Annotated in this window: 18 protein-coding genes; 9 read left to right on the top strand and 9 right to left on the bottom strand. The window is 51.3% G+C overall.

Features of this window, described 5'->3' with window-relative positions:
- Window positions 1–139 precede the first annotated feature (139 nt).
- Window positions 140–2,596 carry a S9 family peptidase gene (locus tag ACFFJP_RS08235; RefSeq protein ID WP_377242299.1) on the top strand — a complete coding sequence of 819 codons (2,457 nt, stop codon included), beginning with the start codon at window positions 140–142 and terminating at the stop codon, window positions 2,594–2,596.
- A 66-nt stretch (window positions 2,597–2,662) separates the two neighbouring features.
- On the opposite strand, the gene ACFFJP_RS08240 is transcribed toward ACFFJP_RS08235, so the two are convergent.
- Together ACFFJP_RS08240 and ACFFJP_RS08245 are read right to left on the bottom strand one after the other, a co-directional pair.
- Window positions 2,663–3,604: a Gfo/Idh/MocA family protein gene (locus ACFFJP_RS08240; RefSeq protein WP_377242301.1), complete on the bottom strand. Its 942-nt coding sequence runs from the start codon at window positions 3,602–3,604 to the stop codon at window positions 2,663–2,665.
- A 92-nt stretch (window positions 3,605–3,696) separates the two neighbouring features.
- Window positions 3,697–4,449, bottom strand: coding sequence for an RluA family pseudouridine synthase (locus tag ACFFJP_RS08245; protein WP_377242304.1), 753 nt, complete (start codon window positions 4,447–4,449; stop codon window positions 3,697–3,699).
- 102 nt (window positions 4,450–4,551) lie between these two features.
- Between ACFFJP_RS08245 and ACFFJP_RS08250 the strand changes: the two genes are divergently transcribed.
- Window positions 4,552–5,220, top strand: coding sequence for an RluA family pseudouridine synthase (locus tag ACFFJP_RS08250; protein ID WP_377242306.1), 669 nt, complete (start codon window positions 4,552–4,554; stop codon window positions 5,218–5,220).
- On the opposite strand, the gene rrtA is transcribed toward ACFFJP_RS08250, so the two are convergent.
- A complete protein-coding gene (gene rrtA / locus ACFFJP_RS08255; protein ID WP_377242308.1) occupies window positions 5,217–5,807 on the bottom strand; it encodes a rhombosortase in 591 nt (196 codons plus the stop codon). The genes ACFFJP_RS08250 and rrtA overlap by 4 nt on opposite strands.
- A 182-nt stretch (window positions 5,808–5,989) precedes the next feature.
- On the opposite strand from rrtA, the gene ggt reads away from it, so the two are divergent.
- Complete coding sequence (ggt, locus tag ACFFJP_RS08260; protein ID WP_377242310.1) at window positions 5,990–7,741, top strand: gamma-glutamyltransferase; 1,752 nt, start codon at window positions 5,990–5,992, stop codon at window positions 7,739–7,741.
- 30 nt (window positions 7,742–7,771) lie between these two features.
- Complete coding sequence (locus ACFFJP_RS08265) at window positions 7,772–8,509, top strand: enoyl-CoA hydratase-related protein (RefSeq protein ID WP_377242312.1); 738 nt, start codon at window positions 7,772–7,774, stop codon at window positions 8,507–8,509.
- 54 nt (window positions 8,510–8,563) lie between these two features.
- Here ACFFJP_RS08265 and ACFFJP_RS08270 read toward each other — a convergent pair whose 3' ends face one another.
- Both ACFFJP_RS08270 and cysK read right to left on the bottom strand, forming a co-directional pair.
- Entirely contained in the window at window positions 8,564–9,082 is a 519-nt protein-coding gene (locus ACFFJP_RS08270; protein WP_377242314.1) for a hypothetical protein, read from the bottom strand.
- Window positions 9,083–9,186: 104 nt separating this feature from the next.
- The gene (gene cysK, locus ACFFJP_RS08275; protein WP_377242316.1) at window positions 9,187–10,155 is read right to left on the bottom strand and encodes a cysteine synthase A; all 969 of its coding nucleotides are present in this window, start codon (window positions 10,153–10,155) and stop codon (window positions 9,187–9,189) included.
- Window positions 10,156–10,346: 191 nt separating this feature from the next.
- On the opposite strand from cysK, the gene ACFFJP_RS08280 reads away from it, so the two are divergent.
- The 4 genes from ACFFJP_RS08280 (at window position 10,347) to ACFFJP_RS08295 (ending at window position 14,649) form a co-directional block, all read left to right on the top strand.
- Window positions 10,347–11,123, top strand: coding sequence for an AAA family ATPase (locus ACFFJP_RS08280; RefSeq protein WP_446686826.1), 777 nt, complete (start codon window positions 10,347–10,349; stop codon window positions 11,121–11,123).
- Window positions 11,123–12,301: a vWA domain-containing protein gene (locus ACFFJP_RS08285; RefSeq protein WP_377242321.1), complete on the top strand. Its 1,179-nt coding sequence runs from the start codon at window positions 11,123–11,125 to the stop codon at window positions 12,299–12,301. The genes ACFFJP_RS08280 and ACFFJP_RS08285 overlap by 1 nt, the downstream gene beginning before the upstream one ends.
- A 64-nt stretch (window positions 12,302–12,365) precedes the next feature.
- Entirely contained in the window at window positions 12,366–13,403 is a 1,038-nt protein-coding gene (locus tag ACFFJP_RS08290) for an RDD family protein (RefSeq protein WP_377242323.1), read from the top strand.
- Between the two features lie 124 nt (window positions 13,404–13,527).
- Entirely contained in the window at window positions 13,528–14,649 is a 1,122-nt protein-coding gene (locus ACFFJP_RS08295; RefSeq protein ID WP_377242325.1) for a beta-ketoacyl-ACP synthase III, read from the top strand.
- Between the two features lie 105 nt (window positions 14,650–14,754).
- On the opposite strand, the gene ACFFJP_RS08300 is transcribed toward ACFFJP_RS08295, so the two are convergent.
- From ACFFJP_RS08300 to pabB, 4 genes are all read right to left on the bottom strand, one after another.
- Window positions 14,755–15,057, bottom strand: coding sequence for an isoamylase early set domain-containing protein (locus ACFFJP_RS08300; protein WP_377242327.1), 303 nt, complete (start codon window positions 15,055–15,057; stop codon window positions 14,755–14,757).
- Between the two features lie 298 nt (window positions 15,058–15,355).
- Complete coding sequence (locus tag ACFFJP_RS08305) at window positions 15,356–16,738, bottom strand: L-serine ammonia-lyase (protein WP_377242329.1); 1,383 nt, start codon at window positions 16,736–16,738, stop codon at window positions 15,356–15,358.
- Between the two features lie 153 nt (window positions 16,739–16,891).
- On the bottom strand, window positions 16,892–17,467 hold the full coding sequence (locus tag ACFFJP_RS08310; RefSeq protein ID WP_377242331.1) for a CoA pyrophosphatase: 576 nt from the start codon (window positions 17,465–17,467) through the stop codon (window positions 16,892–16,894).
- On the bottom strand, window positions 17,464–18,858 hold the full coding sequence (gene pabB, locus ACFFJP_RS08315) for an aminodeoxychorismate synthase component I (RefSeq protein ID WP_377242333.1): 1,395 nt from the start codon (window positions 18,856–18,858) through the stop codon (window positions 17,464–17,466). The genes ACFFJP_RS08310 and pabB overlap by 4 nt, the downstream gene beginning before the upstream one ends.
- A 257-nt stretch (window positions 18,859–19,115) precedes the next feature.
- Here pabB and ACFFJP_RS08320 point away from each other — a divergent pair, with 257 nt between their 5' ends.
- Entirely contained in the window at window positions 19,116–20,636 is a 1,521-nt protein-coding gene (locus ACFFJP_RS08320; protein WP_377242335.1) for a fumarate hydratase, read from the top strand.
- Window positions 20,637–20,713 lie beyond the last annotated feature (77 nt).

A 20,713-nucleotide genomic window follows, 5' to 3' on the forward strand; every position in this document is an offset into this window, starting at 1 on the left:
GACCATGTAAACAGCCATCAAGGCCGGGCATTTGGTCCCGGTCTATGGCTATTGTGGCGCAGAAGATTGAATTTGGTGGACTTGCTTTGTATAACAACAGGCTCTGTCCACAATCTCAGTTCAGGTCTGGCTTCACAATATGAAAAAACTCCAGTACAGCACCATCGCACTCGCTCTAACCGCCATTTTATGCACAACCCCGGTATTCGCCGAGCGCGAGGCCGATCGTTTTAATCTGCAAACGCAACAAATTCAGGGCCAGAGTGGCGCTGTAGCTATGACGATCGAACAAGCAATGGCGCATCAGGACTGGCTCGGACGTCAGCCGGAACTGGCCTATTGGTCTGCTGATAGTCAATCATTGATTTATCAGCGCAAACAAGCCGGCAATGAATTACGTGACTGGCATCAGGTGGGGATCAACGGCGGTCAGAGTACTCAGGTAGCGCTCAATGACTTAGATGATGTCGGCGCAGCAGAACAGGTGTTTTCCGCCGATCGGAAATTTGCCGGCTGGATCTTCGAAGGCAATGTGTTTGTCAAAAGCCTCAGTGACGGCAAGATCAGCCAGCTGACGCGCAGTAATGATAACCGGCTTGCACTGCAGTTTTTGACCAACGGCCGGGTCGCCTGGCGCCAGGGCTGGGATTTTTATGCCGTTGATTTAAATAGTGGTTTGCATGTGCAATTGGCCAGCCTCAAACTGGAAGACGCACCAACTGCACCGCCAGCCCCGCAGGGTTATCTGGCAGAAGAACAGCATAAGCTGATTAAATTCGTCGCGCTTGAGCATAAAAACGCGCTGGATTTATATCAGCAGCAGGAAGCTCTGCGCAAAGCCAACAATACTGTGGCAGTGGCACCGGTGTATTTGGGCAAAGATAAACAGATTTCCGACGCAGCTTTGTCACCGGATGGCAGCAAGCTGGTGCTGGCGTTAGGTGCTAAAACCCGTTGGAATGACGAACGCGATATCATGCCGAATTACATTACCGGTAATGGTGATATTGCCGCGCAGCCGGTACGCCGGCGCGTCAATGATCAGAAACCAGAGCCTGAGCAATTTTTCCTGGTAGACCTGGTAACAGCGGAAGCGAAAGAACTGAAACAAGACGTGCTGTCCGGGTTTGATGAAGACGTATTAGCCAGTGTTAAAGCGGAAAATGCCAAACGTCATGGCAAAACTTATAAATCTGAGAAAAAGCCACGCGCTATCACGCTCATCAACGACTGGAGCTGGGATCAGTCTGCTATTCGCTGGAATGCCGACGGCAGCCAGGTCGCTTTAATGCTCAAAGCATGGGACAACAAGGACCGCTGGCTAGCCACTGTCGATTTTAAAAAAGCCGGTTTTGTTGAACAACATCGTTTACATGATGACGCTTGGATCAACTACGACTTCAACAACTTTGGCTGGGCGTATGACAACCAGCTGTATTTCCTGTCGGAACAAAGTGGCTACTCGCATTTGTATCTGAAACCGCTCAAAGGCGAGGCGAAAAAGCTGACCAGCGGTAGTTTTGAAGTGAGTCAGCCGGTACTGAGTAAAGACGGCCGCAGCGTGTACTATCGCGCCAATGCCCAGCATCCCGGCATCTACAATGTGTTTAAAGTTGCGCTGGACAGTGGCAAAACCACTGCGCTGACCCAACTGAGCGGCAATTTGACCTTTAAACTGTCGCCGGATGAACAAAAACTGCTGGTGCGTTACTCCACGTCTTTACTGCCGGAAGAGCTATACGTGATGGATAATCAGCCCAGTGCGCCACTAAAACGCCTGACTTATACCGTCTCGAAAGAATTGCAGAATATGGCACTGCAGGCACCACAGGTTGTTGCTGTGCCTTCCAGCCACGGCAAAGCGCCGGTGTATGCCAAGCTGTACTTACCCAAAGACTACAAACAAGGTGAAAAACGTCGCGCCGTCATTTTTAACCACGGTGCCGGTTATCTGCAAAACAGTGATTTAGGCTGGTCCAGTTACTTTCGTGAGTTCTTTTTTCATAACTTGCTGACTCAAAAAGGTTATGTCGTACTGGATATGGATTACCGGGCATCAAAAGGTTATGGCCGTGATTGGCGCACCGCGATTTACCGGCAGATGGGTACCCCGGAAATTGAAGATTTGGCCGATGGTGTGAATTGGCTGGTCGACAATGCGCATGTGGATCGGGCACGCATCGGCACTTATGGTGGTTCTTACGGTGGCTTTGTGACCTTTATGGCGATGTTCAAGCAACCTGAACTGTTTAAGGCTGGCTCTGCGCTACGGCCGGTTGGCGACTGGGCTTATTACAACCACCCGTATACGGCAAACATCCTCAATACACCCGATGTTGACCCGATTGCCTATGAGCGCAGTTCGCCAATTTATTTCACCGAAGGCTTAAAAGGTCAGTTGCTGATTAACTCGCCGATGGTTGATGACAACGTGTTTTTCCAGGACTCGGTACGCATAGTACAACGGCTGATTGAACATGAAATCAATAGCTTCGAAACAGCAATTTTCCCGGTAGAACCGCATGGGTTCCGTCAGCCCAGCAGCTGGCTGGACGAATACCGCCGGATTGAAAAACTGTTTGACCGTACGCTGTAACCGACAGAATATTGTAAAAATGAAAAGCCCCGAAAATCGGGGCTTTTTGCTTTTGAAGTTTGTCATTTAAGGCAGCTGTAAAAAGGCTTCAGCTTCTAAGGTTAGCTGTTCCGCGATCTGGTGACTGAGGCGATATTGTTGCAGACGCTGCAGATTGGTTTTGCCGGTAGCAAGTTCGGTCAGCCAGTCTTCCAACATGGCGCTGAAACCGCGTTGGGTCAGGGTTGGCACCCAATCGCCAAAACCGAGCGGCTGCAATATACCGGCGACACTGTGCTGACCACACCGCAGATTATCGATCTGCCAGTACTGATCTTTGGCAAAGACCTCGAGCCGTTCAAAACTGGCGCCGGCGCGACGGTCCATGATGGCACTAAAATCCCGGCCACGATGGGTAAATTGCAGCCGTACTTTTTGCAGCAATTGCTGATCGCGCACAAAATTATGCTGGATGTTGATGTCAGCGATATCGGTCAGCCCGGCGGCCAGCACCAATAAATCAATCAGATGAATAAAATCGTCAAAAATCAACTGACGTGGCACTGCACTGTGTAAATGCCGGTGTTTTTGATAGTGCAGGGTCTGCAGATCCGAGCCTGATTGACGAGCAAACAGTGGCGTCTGATAAAGCGGTGCAAAGCGACGGTTAAAGCCAACGACAAAAGGCAGATTGTTATCAGCAGCAAGTGTCAGTAATTGCTCGGTTTGTGCCAGCGTGTCACAAATCGGTTTGTCGATAAATAGCGCAATGCCTGCCTCGAGCACAGCCGTTGCCAGCTGAAAATGACTACTGGTGCTGCTATGCAGCATCACCGCATCAGGACGACTTGTCAGCATCGTAGCAAAGTCGCTGTAACAATTATTGACGCGGTATTGTCGACCTAACTGTCGAAGGATATCGTCATTGCGACTACACAAAATTGGCGAGATCTGCGGATGCTGGCAGACCAGTGGTAAATAGGCTTTTTGCGCAATGTCACCAAGCCCAGCCAAAGCGATCCGAAACATAAAATTCCCGAAAAATCCGCAAGATACACCAAGTGAATTGTGCAGCAGCGCGGGCTTTGTGACAAGACTCGTCTTCTGGCAGACCGCGCAGTTCAGCGCGCGACAAATCCGGTCGAGACACAGAGCATTTGCTCAGCTGAAAATAATGGTGGTAACTTATTCGGGCCAAATTCAGGTAGCTCTGGTGGGCAAACAAACTGCAGACGTTCGCCGCTGTAGGGGTGACTAAAAGTCAGTTCAGTCGCGTGCAGCAGCAAACGCGTTGCAGCTTGTTGCTGGTCCTGCGTCGCATAAATAGCATCTCCAAGGATCGGGTGGCCGAGACTTGCCAAATGCACCCGCAGTTGATGTGAGCGTCCGGTGATCGGTTTTAACTGCAGTAACGCAGAAGCCTGATCCTGCCACAACAGCCGGTAGAAGGTTTGTGCGGTTTTACCACGTTCGTGACAGATCTGATGGCGCGGTGCGAGCCCAGGCGAATACTGCGGGGACGCAGCGAGCGGTAAATCTATTAACCCGGCAGAAACTGGTGGGATGCCGGCGACTCGGGCGAGATAGGTTTTTTCCACGAGTCGGCTGGCGAACTGTTGTTTTAACGCGACTTCAGCTTTTTTCCGTAACGCAAACACCATCAGACCTGAAGTAGCCATGTCCAAGCGGTGGATCAGATACAGTGGGCTAAATTGCTGTGCCAGACGCTGTTGTACTGAATCTTGTAAGTGGTCACCCCGGCCCGGATTGCTCAGCAGACCGGAAGGTTTTTCAACGACCAACAGATCCTTATCCTGGTAAAGGATTTTTGGCCAGGGCGCGCCGGGCGGCTGATAAATGAAAGCGTCAGACAAAATGGCAGCTCAATAGCAAAAACACGGATTCTAGCGAATTTCTGGCGATCGGCAACAGCTGCTTTTATAATGCCGGCCTTTGTAGCCTGTTTGAGCCTTGTAATGACTGACCTGACCGACCTTGCGGTATTGCCCGCCACCACTGAACGCTGGCAATTACTGTATCAGGACGAAGATTTAGTGGTCGTCAACAAACCTACGCGTCTTCTGACAGTACCGGGACGGCACCCAGCAAACCGGGATTGCCTGGTTAGCAGGGTGCAAAATGAGTTTCCAGGAGCTCAAGTGGTACACCGGCTCGATTATGATACGTCGGGAATTGTGTTGTTGCCGCTACACAAACAGGCGCTGTCTGAGCTCAGTAAGCAGTTTCAGGCCCGGACCATTGGTAAGCAGTATCAAGCACTGGTCGCCGGGGAAATTTCAGCAGAGGGTGACATCGACCTGCCAATTGCGGCAGATGAGGCTCGCCGGCCTCTGTATAAGATCTGTGCCGAACATGGCAAAGCGTCTCTCACACATTACCAGCGACTGAGTTTCATGCAGGACAACCAGGTCAGTCGGGTGTTGCTGGAACCGCTAACAGGTCGGTCGCACCAGTTGCGTCTGCATCTGGCAAGTCTTGGTCATCCAATCCTTGGTGATGAGTTTTATGCACCGCTGGAGATACAACAGCAAGCAGATCGTCTTTGTCTGCACGCTTGTTTTATTAGATTTATCCATCCGAGAAGCGGCCAGTGGCTCGAATTCAGCCAGCCTCCGCCATTTTAACTGTGGCGCCGGATCTGCTGGAAGCTGTGCAATACGCCGAACAACAAGACGCCGCAAATGGCACCATACAGATGGGCGTCTGTGGCGACATCGGCTTCGATCAATAACACCAAATCGCCGCTGGCGCCGTGCCATTGCTCCCATCCGACCTTTGCAGCCACCCCTGCTAAGATCAACCAGCCACTCGACCAGTGGCGTCGTACATCTTCACAGGCGCCATACACCAGCAGAGTGTGTAACCAACCCGATAAGCCGACATATAAGCCAATCGCCGGGCTCCAGAACAATAAACCGAGGCTAATCAGTAAAAATCCACACAGCAACAAAAACAAAAATTGCCAGCGCTGATAATAACTACCGTGTAACGCAGTGATCACGACCAATCCAGCCAGATTCATCGCCAGATGCCAGCTGTTGGTGTGCAGCAAATGACCCGTCCATAACCGCCACCACTCACCAGCGAAGACTGCCTGCCGGTCAAACTGTAGCAATGGGGTCAGTTCAGTACTGAACACCGCCAGTAACAAGGTCAGCCCCAATAAGGCGAGAGGAGCACAACAAGTGGTAAACAACGCAGAAAACTTCAAAGCAGAACCTCAACAGGGTAACAGCATGCAGTGTAACGCAATTGTGGCTTTAGTTTTACCTGATTTACACTGATTTTCCAAGCCTGCGGCAGAACCCCGGTCTGTACCGGCTGATGTCATTGCAGAGCGCGTCGGTTCTGCGTTAAGGTGGATTTTTGCAGTTGAAAGAGTTGTGTCTGCTTATGTTTCATCTTCGTTTTTGTACTCGCTTGTTGTGGGGATCCGCTTTATTGATGCAGTCGTTCGGTCTGATTACTGTGGCGCAAGCGGCAGGTCAGCAAGATCCGGAGTCTGCAACCGGCATTCAGCATAAGCAGCAAGTCAGGGCGCGTCAGTTTATGGTGGTATCCGCAAATCCTTATGCATCTGAAGCCGGTTATCAGATGTTGCAATTAGGCGGCACCGCGGTGGATGCTGCTGTCGCGATGCAATTGGTGCTGGGTTTGGTCGAGCCGCAAAGTTCCGGCATCGGTGGTGGCCTGTTTATGTTGGCGTGGCAGGACAAAACGAAGCAGTTACATACGTTGGATGGTCGTGAGACTGCGCCGGCGGCTGCAACACCGGATTGGTTTGTGCAGGATGGAAAACTGCTGGATTGGCCGCAGGCGTTTGTTGGCGGTAAAGCCGTCGGCACGCCGGGCGTGATAGCAGCACTGGCACAAGCACAGCAAAAATTTGGCAAGTTGCGCTGGGAACAATTATTTGCTCCGGCGATAGCGCTGGCCGAGCAAGGTTTTAAGGTGTCACCACGGCTGCACATGCTGCTATCAGGCAGCCGGCATCCAGGCTTGCAGCGCTTTGCAAATAGTCGCGATTACTTTTATCCGGATGGAAAACCGTTACCGGTTGGTTTTGTGCGAAAAAACCCGGCTTACGCAGCATTATTACGCAGTATTGCCAAAGACGGCCCTCAAGCTTTTTATCAGGGCGACAATGCCAAAGCGATTATAAGTGCAGTGAATCAGGCAACAATCAATCCCGGTCAAATGACGGACGCAGATCTGCAGAGTTATCAGCCGGTGTGGCGAGATCCAATTTGTGCACCGTACCGCGAGGTGAAAGTCTGCGGCATGGCGCCACCAAGCTCAGGCAGTATCGCGGTGCTGCAAATGCTCGGCATTCTGAATCATTTTGAGTTAAAAACGTTAAAGCCTGAGTCTGTCGCCGCGGTGCATTTAATCAGTCAGGCCAGCCGGCTGGCGTTCGCCGACCGCGAGCGATATGCCGCAGACCCTGCATTCAGCCCCGTGCCGGTCGCTGGCTTATTGGCGCCAGCTTACTTAAAGCAGCGCGCAGCACAGATCAACCTCAAAGCGGATAATCAGCAAATCACTGCCGGCGTACCGGAAGGGGCGGTGCCACTGGGTGAGGCTAAGGCGCTGGAATATGCCAATACCAGTCATTTGTCAGTGGTGGATAAGGACGGCAATGCCGTCAGTATGACTACCAGTATCGAAAATGCTTTTGGTTCTGGCCTGATGGTCAATGGTTATTTGCTGAATAATCAGCTAACCGATTTTTCCCTGCAGGCGCGCGATAAGGGCTTATGGGTCGCTAATCGGGTCGAAGCTGGTAAAAGGCCAAGATCATCAATGGCGCCGATGTTAGTGTTTGACCAGCATAATCAGCTGCAGATGATCGCGGGTTCGCCAGGCGGCAGTCGAATCATTAATTACGTCGCCCAATCACTGGTGGCAATGATCGACTGGCAAATGGGACCACAACAAGCTGCAGATCTGGCGAAATTTACCCACCGTAACGATGTATTAGCAGTCGAGGAAGGCACACCACTAGTGCATTTGCCGTTACAGGAAATGGGCTATCAGGTGCGTGTGACCGAACTCAATAGTGGCCTGCATCTGATCAAACGTGATAAAGCCGGCTGGCTGGGCGGTGCTGATCCGCGCCGCGAAGGTGTGGCAAAAGGCCAATAAGTAAGCAGAACCAAACAAAGGATCATCAACATGAGTGTTATTGCGGTCGCAGAACAGGGCGTTCTGACACTGACGCTGGCGCGGCCAGAGAAAAAAAATGCATTGTCAGCAGCGATGTATCAGCAACTTAGTGCAGCATTGCAGCAGGCAAGCAGCGATGACAGTATCCGGGTGGTGTTGTTGACTGGCAGTGACAATTGTTTTTGTGCTGGCAATGATTTAGCGGATTTTCTGGCCGGAGGCAGCCTCAACCACGAGCATCCGACTGTGCAGTTTCTGCACATATTATCTCAGTTTGATAAGCCGCTGGTCGCCGCAGTAGCGGGACTGGCGATCGGCATAGGGACCACGGCACTGCTGCATTGTGATTTAGTTTATGCGACTGCGGATGCCCGTTTTCAACTGCCCTTTACGGCATTGGGGCTTTGCCCGGAGGCCGCGTCCAGTCTGTTATTACCGCGGTTGATCGGCTATCAGCGTGCCGCACAGTACTTATTACTCGGCGAAGCCTTTGATGGAGCACAAGCATTGCAAATGGGGCTGGTCAACCAATTGGCGACTGCGGATGCATTGCTTGGATTGGCACAGCAAAAAGCACAGCAGTTGGCGGCATTGCCGGCACAGGCGGTCCAGCAATCCAAGCGATTGCTGAAACAGCCGATGCACCAACAAGTGCAGCATGTACTACATCAGGAACTGGCTGAATTTGAACAGCTGTTACACAGCGACGATTGTAAGGCGGCTCTGAACCGTTTTTTCCGGCGTTAACCGGCGTGAGACAAGCAGCCCACAGGGAGGCGGGCTGTGCAGTGATCGCTCAGGTTAAATTTTGGTGCGGGCGAATGGATCATCTTTAATCACAGCAACTAACCACTTGCCGCCGTGTTTCTCCATTTTTACCATCCGCATATTAACTACTTTTTCATCGTTCTTTTTGCCGGTAAAAATCAGCATCACGTCTGCTTTGTCAGTGTAAAACTCACGCACATTCTTATTTGTGTCTTCGATGGTAATTTCGACCTGATCAAAGCTCATATTCAGTAAGGTCCGGCCTACCGCTTTGGCAGAGGCGTAACCATCCAGCACTCGTTTGAGGGATGGCACCGCATGGCTTTTTGCTTCTTTCAGGTCGTTCTCGACCAACAAGGCTTTGAAAAAATCGACGGCAGATACTTCGGGAGAATCGGTCGCCGTTGCCGCGGAGCCAGCAGCAGCCTGAATGTCTGGCTGGGTGGCTGTGGATGCTGCCGGCGATGATGACTCACCACAAGCTGTCAGGAATAAAGACGCCGCCATGCTGATGCTGAAGATACGCAGACCTGATAGTTTGAAAGTGGACATAACAACTTTTCCCTGATTTTTTCTGCAGTGTGCGCAAAGTGCTGTTGGCTGTAAAGTAAAAAAGGCTGCACATGGCAGCCTTTTTCTTGCTTAACGCATTAAGTTCAGGCTTGTAGTTCGGCTTCGGTGAATACGTCGGCAAACAAGGCGCTGGACAGATAACGCTCTGCGGACGAGGGCAGGATCACGACGATATTTTTACCGGCGAATTCAGGCAATTCGGCCAGTCGTTTCGCGGCGACTACAGCAGCTCCGGAAGAAATACCGGCTAAAATGCCTTCTTCTTTCATCAGGCGATGTGCCATCGCAATAGCGTCGTCGTTGCTGACAGTTTCAACGCGGTCAATCAGTTCCAAATCCAGGTTGCCCGGGATAAAACCTGCACCGATCCCCTGAATTTTATGTGGGCCAGGTTTGATTTCTTCACCAGCCAGCTTTTGGCTAATGACCGGCGAGTCGGCTGGTTCTACAGCAACGCTGATCAGCGGGTGCTTTTTTTCCAGCTTAATGTAGCGACTGACACCTGTGATAGTCCCGCCGGTGCCTACGCCAGCGACAAAAACATCAACATTGCCGTCAGTGTCATTCCAAATCTCAGGGCCTGTAGTATCAAAGTGAATTTGCGGGTTGGCCGGGTTTTCAAACTGCTGTAACAACAGATATTTATCCGGGTCAGACGCCTGAATTTCTTTGGCTTTTTCAATGGCACCTTTCATGCCTTTTGGCCCTTCGGTCAGCACCACGTTAGCGCCTAAGGCTTTGAGCAGTTTGCGGCGCTCTAAGCTCATCGTCGCAGGCATGGTTAACGTCAGCGGGTAACCGCGGCTTGCTGCCACGAAGGCTAAAGCAATACCGGTATTGCCAGAGGTTGGCTCAATAAGCTCTTTGCCAGGGCCTAACAAGCCTTTTTTTTCTGCATCCCAAATCAGGGCGGCGCCTAAACGGCATTTGACGCTAAAGCTCGGGTTACGGGCTTCAATTTTTGCGTAAACGTTACCAGTCGTGACACGTTTTAATTTGACCAGCGGCGTGCGGCCGATTGACAATGAGTTGTCTTCATAAATGTTTGCCATACAGAGCTCCAGACAGACAGAAAATTTGCCCCAGCATACCCGCTGGTATTAAAAACGAAAGTAGCGTTTTGATATAAGTTATACAACTTACTGTTATAAGCAATTCAAACAATTCAGAGGTTCAGATGCGTTTCCAGAGCAATGCACAATATATAGTTACGGCGGAGTTAGCGCTCGCAGTAAACGCAGCAGTGACGTTGCAAAAGCCTTTATTAATCAAAGGTGAGCCCGGTACCGGTAAAACTGAACTTGCCAAAGCGCTGGCGGCTGCTCTCGATACTGATTTGTTGCAATGGCATATCAAATCAACGACAAAAGCCCAGCAGGGCCTGTACGAGTACGATGCGGTTTCGCGGTTGCGTGACAGTCAACTCGGTGATGCGCGAGTGCATGATATTGCGAATTACATTAAACCCGGCAAATTGTGGCAGGCCTTCACCGCGACCAAACGCCCAGTATTGTTAATTGACGAAATCGACAAAGCCGACATCGAATTTCCCAATGATCTGCTGCACGAACTCGATCAGATGGCATTTGATGTCTACGAAACCGGTGAAACGGTGCGGGCTGTGCAGCGACCTGTGGTGATTATCACATCCAACAACGAAAAAGAATTACCAGACGCGTTCTTACGCCGCTGTTTCTTTCATTACATTCGTTTCCCCGATGCAGAGGCTTTAGAGCGGATTGTAGATGTGCACCTGCCGGGCTTATCAAAAATTTTACTGACCGAAGCGTTACAGAGTTTTTTTGGCCTGCGTGAACTGCCGGCGCTGAAGAAAAAACCATCGACGTCGGAATTAATCGACTGGTTACGGCTGTTGTTGGCCGAGCAAGTGACGCCAGAGCAACTCAAACAAAGCCGCGAAACCGGTGGTTTAATGCCGTTGTTTGGTGCGCTGCTGAAAAACGAACAAGATGTCGCTCTGGTCGAAAAACTGCTGTTCATGGCAAAACGGGCGCGCTGATGCTGAGTGGATTCTTTCTGACGGTACGCCGTCACGGTGTCAAAGTCAGTATCACTGAATATCTGGATCTGTTGCGCGCGTTGCAGCAACAACTGGTGTTTGCCGATTTGGATCAGTTTTATCAGTTGGCCCGGTTGTGTTGGGTCAAACATGAAACCGACTATGACAAGTTTGACCGTGCTTGTGGAGAGTACTTCGACGGTGTGGAGCAGCTTGATTTACTTGGCGCCATACCAAATGACTGGCTGACACCGGGCTTCATCCGGCAATTATCCGACGAAGACAAAGCTGCTCTGCAAAGCCTCGGTGGCCTTGAAGCCTTACTCAAAGCCTTCCGCGAACGGTTGGAAGAGCAACAAGGCCGGCATGCTGGCGGTAATAAGTGGATTGGCACCGGCGGCAGTTCTCCGTTCGGCGCTTATGGCTTTCATCCAGAAGGGATGCGGATTGGACAGCAGGGCAGTGGCGCGAGGCGTGCGGTCAAAGTCTGGGATCAGCGCCAGTTTCAGAGTCTGAGCAGTGATGAAGTACTGAATAACCGCAGTTTGCAGCTGGCACTACGCCAGCTACGGCGCTTTGCCCGCAGTGGTGCAGAAAGCGAGCTGGACTTAAACGACACCATCAGCGCCACCTCCAAACAAGGTGGATTACTCGATTTGCGTTATCAGCGCGAGCGGCACAATGCGGTCAAACTGTTGTTATTGTTTGATATTGGTGGCTCTATGGATGACTACATTCATCAGTGCCGTCAACTGTTTAACGCCGTGCGTGCTGAGTTTAAGCATCTGGAGTTTTTCTACTTTCACAATTGTGTTTATGAAACGTTGTGGCGCGATGAAAAACGCCGGCCACAAGACGCCGTGGCAACGACACAACTTCTGCACACTTATGGGCATGATTACAAACTGATTTTTGTCGGCGATGCGACGATGGGGCCTTATGAAATCAGCTATCCGGGTGGCAGTGTTGAGCACTATAACACTGAAGCCGGTGAAGTCTGGCTGCAACGCCTGCTGGCACAGTTCCCGCAGGCGGTTTGGCTCAATCCGCAGCCAGAAAGCTGGTGGCCACATTATGCTTCGATAGCGCAATTGAATAAGATCTGCCAGGGCCGGATGTTCGGTTTGACCCTGGATGGTTTAGCCAATGCGATCAATCAGTTAAAGCATAAAAACTAAGCGCTTGCCGCAACGTGAACCGGTTGTTACTATCGGGTAATAACCGTGAGTGGGAGCTGCCGTGATGCCTGAGAATAAATACGAACTGCCGGCCACGCCGGTGCCACAAGGCGAAACCGGTACACCGTTAACCCGCCGTGAAAGCCGAGAAATTGTTACCCCTTATGCTTTCGAAGTTTGTCCAAACCTACTCGGCGTGCCGACCGCGCACCCACTGCGCCGTGCCATTGCAATGGGGATTGATGGCATCATTATTTCCGGTCTCGCCAAGGCGAGTCTGTTGCTGATTTTACCGGTGATGACCTATCTCATCTGGTTTCGGCTACAGGCAAAAAAATTTAATCACGTCATTGTGTTGCTGTTAGCAACCGCGTTTATGTGTGCCTCGGCGACCTGGATGCCTGAGCTCATCGTAGAAGAAGACGCACAGCAAAAAGTCGGAGAAACTGAATTAAGCGCCGACCAGGCTATGGTGTTGGCCGCCAGCGCGCTAAAAATCCAGACTGAGAGCTGCAAGCTCGAATGCATGGAGAAAGAGCTGGAAAAAGTGGCCAAAATGTTGCGAAGGGCCGGCGTGGACAAAGTAGCAGCCACTGAAATGCTGGACGATTTAGTACAGGGGTCAGATTTCCCGGCGGCGCAATGGCCGACGTATCGTGAGGCTTTATTAAAAGACTTACCCGAAGCAGCGCCGGTTGCAATGCCGGAAGCCAAACCTGCACAGGCAGCACAACCTTCTTTGCCTTGGTATTTACCTGATGAAAATACCCATAGTGTCGTGGCCTGGGTGAAAGGAATTTTCGCGGACTTAGGCATCGGCGTCGGTTGGGCGGTGTTCTACTTCACGGCCACCATTGCCTGGTGTCATGGCCAGACCATTGGTAAAAAACTGATGTTAATTAAAGTGATCCAGCTGGATGGCAAAGAGTTGAGTCTGTTTGGCGCTTTTAGCCGGCAAGGCGGTTACGGTGCAGGTATTGCGACAGGTTTGCTTGGTTTTCTGCAAATCTTATGGGATCCGAACCGGCAGGCTATTCAGGATAAAGTCGCTTCAACCGTCGTGATTAGGCTTGGCAAAGCCAAACGGCCCCTGACGCATTAAGATATTGCCGACAGCGGCAGTCGCAGAACGCTACTGCCTTTGTCTTTCCTGCTGAGTTATACTGCAATTTTTATCACCCATCCGACCAGATCCAACGTTTATGGTGCGGAGTAGCGGAGAACGCATGAAGCCAATTCTGATCACAGGTTCAGGTGTATTTACGCCAACTGAAACCGTCAGCAACGAAGAGCTGGTCGCCAGCTTTAATCAATATGTCGATTTATTTAATGCCGAGAATGCCGCGGCAATTGCTGCAGGCGAAGTGGCTGCGCTGGAATATTCCAGCTGTGAATTTATCGAAAAAGCCTCGGGTATTAAATCGCGTCACGTGCTGTATAAAGACGGCATTCTCGACCCGCAGGTGATGCAGCCGGTATTTCGCCGACGTTCAGAAGATGAAATGCCGGAAATGGTTGAAATGGCCTTGGCTGCTGCAAAAGAAGCTATCGCTCAGGCAGGCAAAACGCCGGATCAAATTGATTTAATCATCTGTGCCGCGTCAAATATTCAGCGGCCATATCCGGCATTATCGATTGAGCTGCAGCAACAGCTTGGCGCCAAGGGGTATGCCTTTGATATGAATGTAGCCTGCTCCAGCGCCACTTTTGCCATCAGTAATGCGGTGAATGCGATCCGTGGCGGCACCGCGTCAGTTGTACTGGTAGTGAATCCTGAATTTGCTTCGCCACAGGTCAACTATACCAGCCGTGACAGCCATTTTATTTTTGGTGATGTCTGCAGCGCGACTATTGTCGAAGCGGCCGAAACAGCGACTGCTGATAACAGTTTTGAAATTATCGGCATGCGATTAAAAACTGAATTTTCCAACAATATTCGCTGTGACGTCAGTTATGTCGAACATTGTTATCCGGATGCTGATCCGCTGACGCCATTTTTCCGTCAGCAGGGCCGCAAAGTATTTAAAGAGTTGTTGCCGTTGGTTGCCGAAGTCATCGAAGGTGAAATGGCTACTTGTGGTTTGACGGCGCAGGACTTAAAACGACTGTGGTTGCATCAAGCCAATATCAATATGAATATTTTTGCCGTGCGAAAAATTCTGGGCCGTGAACCTGAAGCGGGAGAAGCGCCACTAGTGCTCGACACTTATGCCAATACCGCATCGGCCGGCTCCATTATTGCCTTCCACCAAAACAAACAAGGCCTGGCCGTTGGCGATCATGGCGTGTTGTGTTCGTTTGGTGCCGGTTATTCGATTGGCTGTTTGATCCTCAAACGCGCGATGTGATCCAAACAATAAAAAACGGCAAACCTCTAGTTTGCCGTTTTTATGTTTCACTTAGCTGAGTTGATTCGGGGCGTATTTAAGCGCTGATGTTGATCAGCGTTGCCATTAGAGCCGGATCAAAGAATTCTGGTCATAAGACACCGGCGAAGGAACAAAATCGTCAGCCTGCTCATCATTACGCCAGTCGTTGTGGCCTAAGCGATAACGAAACTGAAAGCTGCTGTCGTTCGGTAGGGTCAGTGTCAGGCTGAAGTCGCCATTTTTCTGCTTTTTCATTTCGTTGTCCTGCCAGTCGTTAAACTCGCCGACCAGGACTACAGATTCGGCCGCGGCCGCTTGCTCGGCCGGTACGACAAAGGTCACCTTACAGGCTGGTTTTGTTTTCAGGTATTGCTTGCTGATTGCCATGATTTACTCCGTTATGCTGAAAAGATCCAATTGCCGACAGGCGATGTGGCAAAACTAGCATAGTCTGTTTGACAACAACATGACACAGCGTGGCGATCCGCAGTGAAAACGTATGCGGACCCGGACTCATTAGTGAATGGTATCTGAAGACATGCCTGTTGTTCGTGCGTTTGCAGTCATAAACAGTTTTAAATGCAGACTTAAGCAGGGTGGCTGAAATATTTGGCAGTATCCGCCGTCAGCTGTCGGCAAGGGTTTGATGAATACCGGGCACAATTGCTTGCGCCCGGCGGGTTGATTAACACTCGATGATATTGACTGCGAGACCGCCGCGGGAAGTTTCTTTGTACTTGCTCTGCATATCGCGGCCAGTATCCCACATGGTTTTAATCACTTTATCCAGCGAGACTTTGTGCTCACCAGTGCCACGAAGTGCCAAACGTGAGGCATTGATGGCTTTTACCGCACCCATCGCATTACGTTCAATACATGGCACCTGTACCAAGCCACCGACCGGATCACAGGTCAGCCCAAGGTTGTGTTCCATGCCGATCTCGGCGGCGTTTTCGACGTTATCGACGGAGCCACCAAGAATTTCGGTCAAAGCACCCGCAGCCATCGAACAGGCGACGCCGACTTCACCCTGGCAGCCGACCTCAGCACCGGAAATAGACGCATTTTTCTTGTACAAAATACCGATGGCAGCGGCAGTCAACAGGTAGCGGGTGTAGATGTCCGGGGTCACAGGTTGAATGAATTTATCGTAATACATCAGCACTGACGGAATAATACCGGCGGCGCCGTTCGTCGGCGCGGTTACGACCCGGCCACCAGCAGCGTTTTCTTCATTCACAGCTAAGGCAAACAAATTCACCCAGTCCATCACTTGCAGTGGATCTGAGCTCTTTTCTGCGCATAAACGGCGGTACAATGCCGGTGCACGACGTTTTACTTTCAGACCGCCGGGCAGAATGCCTTCAGTGCGCATGCCGCGTTGTACGCAGTTGTACATGGTTTGCCAAATAAGCCCCAACTCGGTTTCAATCTGCTGTTCACTACGCAGGACTTTTTCATTTTCCATCATCAGTGCAGCGATCGACAGGCCATTTTCTTTACAAAGCTTCAGCAACTCAGCGCCGCTGTTAAATGGAAACGGTGGTGGATTGTCGGCGGCAAACTGGCTGGCGGCTTTTTTCTCACCAGCGAAATCTTCCGCTTTGACGATAAAACCGCCACCGATCGAGAAATAGATTTCACTAAACACAATTTCTTTGTTGGCATCAAAAGCAATCAGTTCCATGCCGTTACTGTGCTCTTTTAAGGTTTTGCGCCGGTGGAACACAATGGCGCCGTCACGTGGGAAGTTCACGACATGGCCAGATGCTAAGGTGATTTGTTCCTGCTCATCCACTTGCTTCAGGATGCCTGGTACCTGATCCGGGTCACAGTTTTCTGGTAAAAACCCGCATAGGCCGAGGATCACGGCTTTACCGGTGCCATGGCCAATGCCAGTTTGGCCCAGAGAGCCATACAATTCGGTTTTGATACTGGTGACTTCAGCGAGCCGTCCGCTGGCGGCGAGATTCTCGGTAAACAACTTGGCGGCGCGCATTGGGCCGACGGTATGAGAGCTGGACGGACCGATACCGATACTGAACATGTCAAAAGCACTGATAATCATAGGGTTGTCTTTTATTGCCTTATAAGAATACGACGATTGTACCGGATGTCTTGCGGTTCTGTAACTGATGCTGTCACTGGTCAGTGCTGCTTACAACAATTCAGGGCAATTCGCGGCAAGTGAACGTTACTCTTAGTGGTTGAAAAGTATTCATCAGCGCGCTGGCGGCGCAATTTGTTGTGCCAACTGATACAGCATTTCTGCACTGGCGCCCCAAATCAACTGTTGTTGCCAGGGGATAAAATGCAATTGTTGCCGGCGGCCGCGCAGTGGCCAAACTTCTGTTTGCCGGCGCTGCGCTGACAGCGCTTCATGCAGTGGCAGTAGCAGTACCGAATCGACCTCAGTTTGTTGCAGCGTTAAAACCGGCAGTTGGTCAAGCACGCCAAGCCAGGGTTCGACGATAAAACCAGTTGATGTATTGATGGACGGCAATTTGCCGAGTAAGCGGATTTGCGTGGTGGCAATACCGGTTTCTTCATAAGTCTCGCGCAGCGCTGCGGCACTCGATGCTTCACCGGCTTCGATCCGGCCACCGGGGAAGCTGATTTGGCCCGGATGGTGACGCAGATGCAAGGCGCGCCGCGTCATCAACAGGGTCCAGACGCCTTGATGGCGGAATATCGGTAGCAAGACTGCGGCGTTTGGCTCCGTTTGCTCGACCTTGCGCTGTTGTGGTGCTTGCAGCAGAAACCGGCTGATCCAGAGTTCAGTCTCGGTTACATTCATTGTTGTTGCCCATGACCTTGCATCAGCACAGGTAGGATTTTGCCGACTTTGTCATAGGTTTCCTGATATTCGGCTGCACCTTGTGAATCCGCAACGATCCCACCGCCAGCCCAGCAGTGGATTTGCTGATCCGCTACCACCAGCGTGCGGATCGCGATATTGGTGTCCATGTGACCATGCTGACTGATGTAGCCAATGGCACCGCAATAGACATTACGGCGGTGTGGCTCCAGCTCTTCAATAATTTGCATTGCCCGCACTTTGGGGGCGCCGGTAATAGAGCCGCCGGGAAAAGCTGCGCGCAATGCGTCTATAGGCTGATACAACGAGTCCAGTTGTCCGGTGACTGTGCTGACCAGATGATGCACCGCCGGAAAAGATTCGATAGCAAACAGAGCTGGGACGCGAACTGTGCCTGGCGTGCAAACCTTGCCAAGGTCATTGCGTAGCAGGTCCACAATCATCACATTTTCGGCGCGATCTTTTGTCGATTGACGCAGCGCTTCTGCGCTTTGTGCATCCAGCTCTGGGTCAGAAAACCGTGGTTTTGTGCCTTTAATCGGCTTGGTTTCCACTTGCCTGGCTTTCACCTCAATAAACCGCTCCGGTGAAATTGATAGCACCGCAACATCTGCCAGACGGATAAAAGCCGAAAAGGGCGCCTGGTTGCTGCGCCGCAGTTGTAGATAAGCACTATAGGCGTCGCCTTCAAATCCGGCAGTAAAACGCTGTGCCAGATTAATCTGATAACAATCACCGCTTTGCAGGTACTGCTGAATACGGTCGAATTTTTGCAGGTAATCAGCCTGACTCATATTTGCCTGCCAGGCGGAGGTTAGCACAAAACCAGCCGCAGACGGCAGATGGTTGGGCGCCTGCAGCGCATCGGCAAACAGCGCCTGATACAACGGGAAACTTTGTTCAGCCTGACCTTCGGCATCAACAAACCACAGCTGTTGCAGCTGTTTGTCCAGCACCAGTGCATGGCGGTAAATGCCGATTGCCAAGTCAGGCATCTGGATATCAGCCAGCGCCAGCTCTGGCAGTTTCTCGGTGACGCGGCCGAGGTCATAACCAAAAAAGCCAACAGCGCCGCCAACAAAAGGCAGCCCGGTCACGTCGGCCGGCAACTGCGGTACCAACTCAAGCTGCAGTTGTTTTAATAGCAAAAATGGGTCCGAATCGCTGACCTGCTGGCGCGGTTGCGCAGAGTCGAAGTAGTGCACCTGGCAGTGCCTGCCCGTCGCGGTCAGACATGCCAATGGCCGGCATACCAGAATGTCATAGCGGCTGTTGGGGTGGTCGGGAGCTGCTGAGTCGAGCAACATCGCAAATGGCTCTGTCGCCACAGCACGAAAAAAACCGGTTAAATCGGTTACAACCGATGACACAAGAAACTGCACAGACATAACCACAGACTCAATCAATTTTAGGCGGCGGCAGGAATGTCAGAACCGATGAATTCAGCATGAACTGACTAGCCGCCTCTACAGGATGCGCGTTATGATAGCAGCCCTGCTTAAAATGAGAAGCAGTGCCGGACCAGGCAAGGGTCGGGTGCTGTAAAAACACCATGTGCATATAGCATTAAAAAAAGATCAGGGCAGCCGGTGCGCTGACTGCCCCTAACCACGCAGAAGGGCACCCTATGACGGTTATTCGCCAGCAAGATTTTATCGATAGCATTGAAGATGCATTGCAATACATTTCTTATTACCACCCGTTGGATTTTATTCAGGCCTTAGAAAAGGCGTACCACAAAGAACAAAATCCGGCCGCCAAAGACGCCATCGCACAAATTCTGATTAACTCACGGATGTCCGCTCAGGGCCACCGGCCTATTTGCCAGGACACCGGTATCGTCACCTGCTTCGTCAATATCGGTATGGACGTGAAGTGGGATAAAACGGACATGACAGTGCAGGAAATGGTCGATGAGGGCACCCGTCGTGCTTACATGAACCCATTGAATCCGCTGCGCGCCTCGATCGTGATGGACCCCGCTGGTTCGCGCAAAAATACCAAAGACAACACACCAGCGGTGGTGCACATCAATCTGGTTGCCGGTCATCATGTTGAAGTGGCGATTGCCGCTAAAGGCGGTGGTAGCGAAAACAAAACCAAAATGGTGATGTTGAACCCGTCTGATTCTGTGGTTGATTGGGTGCTGGAAACTTTACCAAAAATGGGCGCTGGCTGGTGTCCGCCAGGCATGCTCGGCATCGGTATCGGTGGTACCGCGGAAAAAGCTGCGGTTCTGGCCAAAGAAGCGCTGATGGAAAGCGTCGATATGCAGGACCTGCTGGAGAAAGGTGCGCAAACCGGCGAAGAGAAACTGCGTGTTGAGCTGTACGAAAAGGTCAATAAACTGGGGATCGGCGCGCAGGGACTCGGTGGATTAACCACAGTGGTCGACGTCAAAATCAAATCAGCGCCGACGCATGCTGCGTCAAAACCTGTGGTGATGATCCCGAACTGCGCGGCAACCCGTCATGTGCATTTTCATTTAGATGGTTCAGGCCCGGCACACTTACCAGTACCAAAATTAGAAGATTGGCCAGAAGTGACCTGGGAATTAGGCCAGAACGTGCGTCGGGTCAATCTCGATACCGTCACACCTGCGGACGTATTGGAATGGAAAGCCGGTGAAACGGTGTTGTTGTCCGGCAAGATGCTAACCGGCCGTGATGCGGCGCATAAACGTATTGCCGATATGCTGGCCAAAGGTGAAGCACTGCCGGATGGCGTGGACTTCAAAAACCGCTTTATTTATTACGTCGGCCCGGTTGATGCAGTCGGTGATGAAGTCGTGGGCCCGGCAGGCCCAACCACTGCGACGCGGATGGATAAATTTACCGACATGATGCTGGGTCAAACCGGCTTATTGGGCATGATCGGTAAGTCTGAACGCGGAGATAAAACCGTTGCCAGCATCAAAGAACACAAAGCGGTGTATTTGATGGCTGTCGGTGGCGCGGCGTACCTAGTATCTAAAGCGATTAAAAAATCCCGCGTAGTGGCTTTTGCTGATTTAGGCATGGAAGCGATTTACGAATTTGATGTTGAAGATATGCCGGTGACTGTGGCTGTCGACAGTCAGGGCAATAACGTGCACGACCAGGGACCGGCGATTTGGAAAGTCAAAATCGCCGAGGCGGCAAAAGCCTGATAAGCTCGATAAACAACGCGTCTGCAGGCAACTTCAGGCGCGCTTTTACAATAAGAACTATATAAACAACCAAATTT

It is taken from the genome of Rheinheimera tilapiae (genome assembly GCF_042432165.1).
In the GTDB taxonomy this organism is placed as follows: domain Bacteria; phylum Pseudomonadota; class Gammaproteobacteria; order Enterobacterales; family Alteromonadaceae; genus Pararheinheimera; species Pararheinheimera tilapiae.

Bases quoted from the DNA above. Each gene is read 5' to 3' on its own strand.
- ACFFJP_RS08270 (WP_377242314.1), bottom strand. From the start codon at position 9,082: ATGTCCACTTTCAAACTATCAGGTCTGCGTATCTTCAGCATCAGCATG.
- ACFFJP_RS08290 (WP_377242323.1), top strand. From the start codon at position 12,366: ATGCCTGAGAATAAATACGAACTGCCGGCCACGCCGGTGCCACAAGGC.
- ACFFJP_RS08285 (WP_377242321.1), top strand. From the start codon at position 11,123: ATGCTGAGTGGATTCTTTCTGACGGTACGCCGTCACGGTGTCAAAGTC.
- ACFFJP_RS08240 (WP_377242301.1), bottom strand. From the start codon at position 3,604: ATGTTTCGGATCGCTTTGGCTGGGCTTGGTGACATTGCGCAAAAAGCC.
- ACFFJP_RS08235 (WP_377242299.1), top strand. From the start codon at position 140: ATGAAAAAACTCCAGTACAGCACCATCGCACTCGCTCTAACCGCCATT.
- ACFFJP_RS08305 (WP_377242329.1), bottom strand. From the start codon at position 16,738: ATGATTATCAGTGCTTTTGACATGTTCAGTATCGGTATCGGTCCGTCC.
- ACFFJP_RS08320 (WP_377242335.1), top strand. From the start codon at position 19,116: ATGACGGTTATTCGCCAGCAAGATTTTATCGATAGCATTGAAGATGCA.
- cysK (WP_377242316.1), bottom strand. From the start codon at position 10,155: ATGGCAAACATTTATGAAGACAACTCATTGTCAATCGGCCGCACGCCG.
- ACFFJP_RS08250 (WP_377242306.1), top strand. From the start codon at position 4,552: ATGACTGACCTGACCGACCTTGCGGTATTGCCCGCCACCACTGAACGC.
- ACFFJP_RS08310 (WP_377242331.1), bottom strand. From the start codon at position 17,467: ATGAATGTAACCGAGACTGAACTCTGGATCAGCCGGTTTCTGCTGCAA.
- ACFFJP_RS08300 (WP_377242327.1), bottom strand. From the start codon at position 15,057: ATGGCAATCAGCAAGCAATACCTGAAAACAAAACCAGCCTGTAAGGTG.
- ACFFJP_RS08265 (WP_377242312.1), top strand. From the start codon at position 7,772: ATGAGTGTTATTGCGGTCGCAGAACAGGGCGTTCTGACACTGACGCTG.
- ggt (WP_377242310.1), top strand. From the start codon at position 5,990: ATGTTTCATCTTCGTTTTTGTACTCGCTTGTTGTGGGGATCCGCTTTA.
- ACFFJP_RS08295 (WP_377242325.1), top strand. From the start codon at position 13,528: ATGAAGCCAATTCTGATCACAGGTTCAGGTGTATTTACGCCAACTGAA.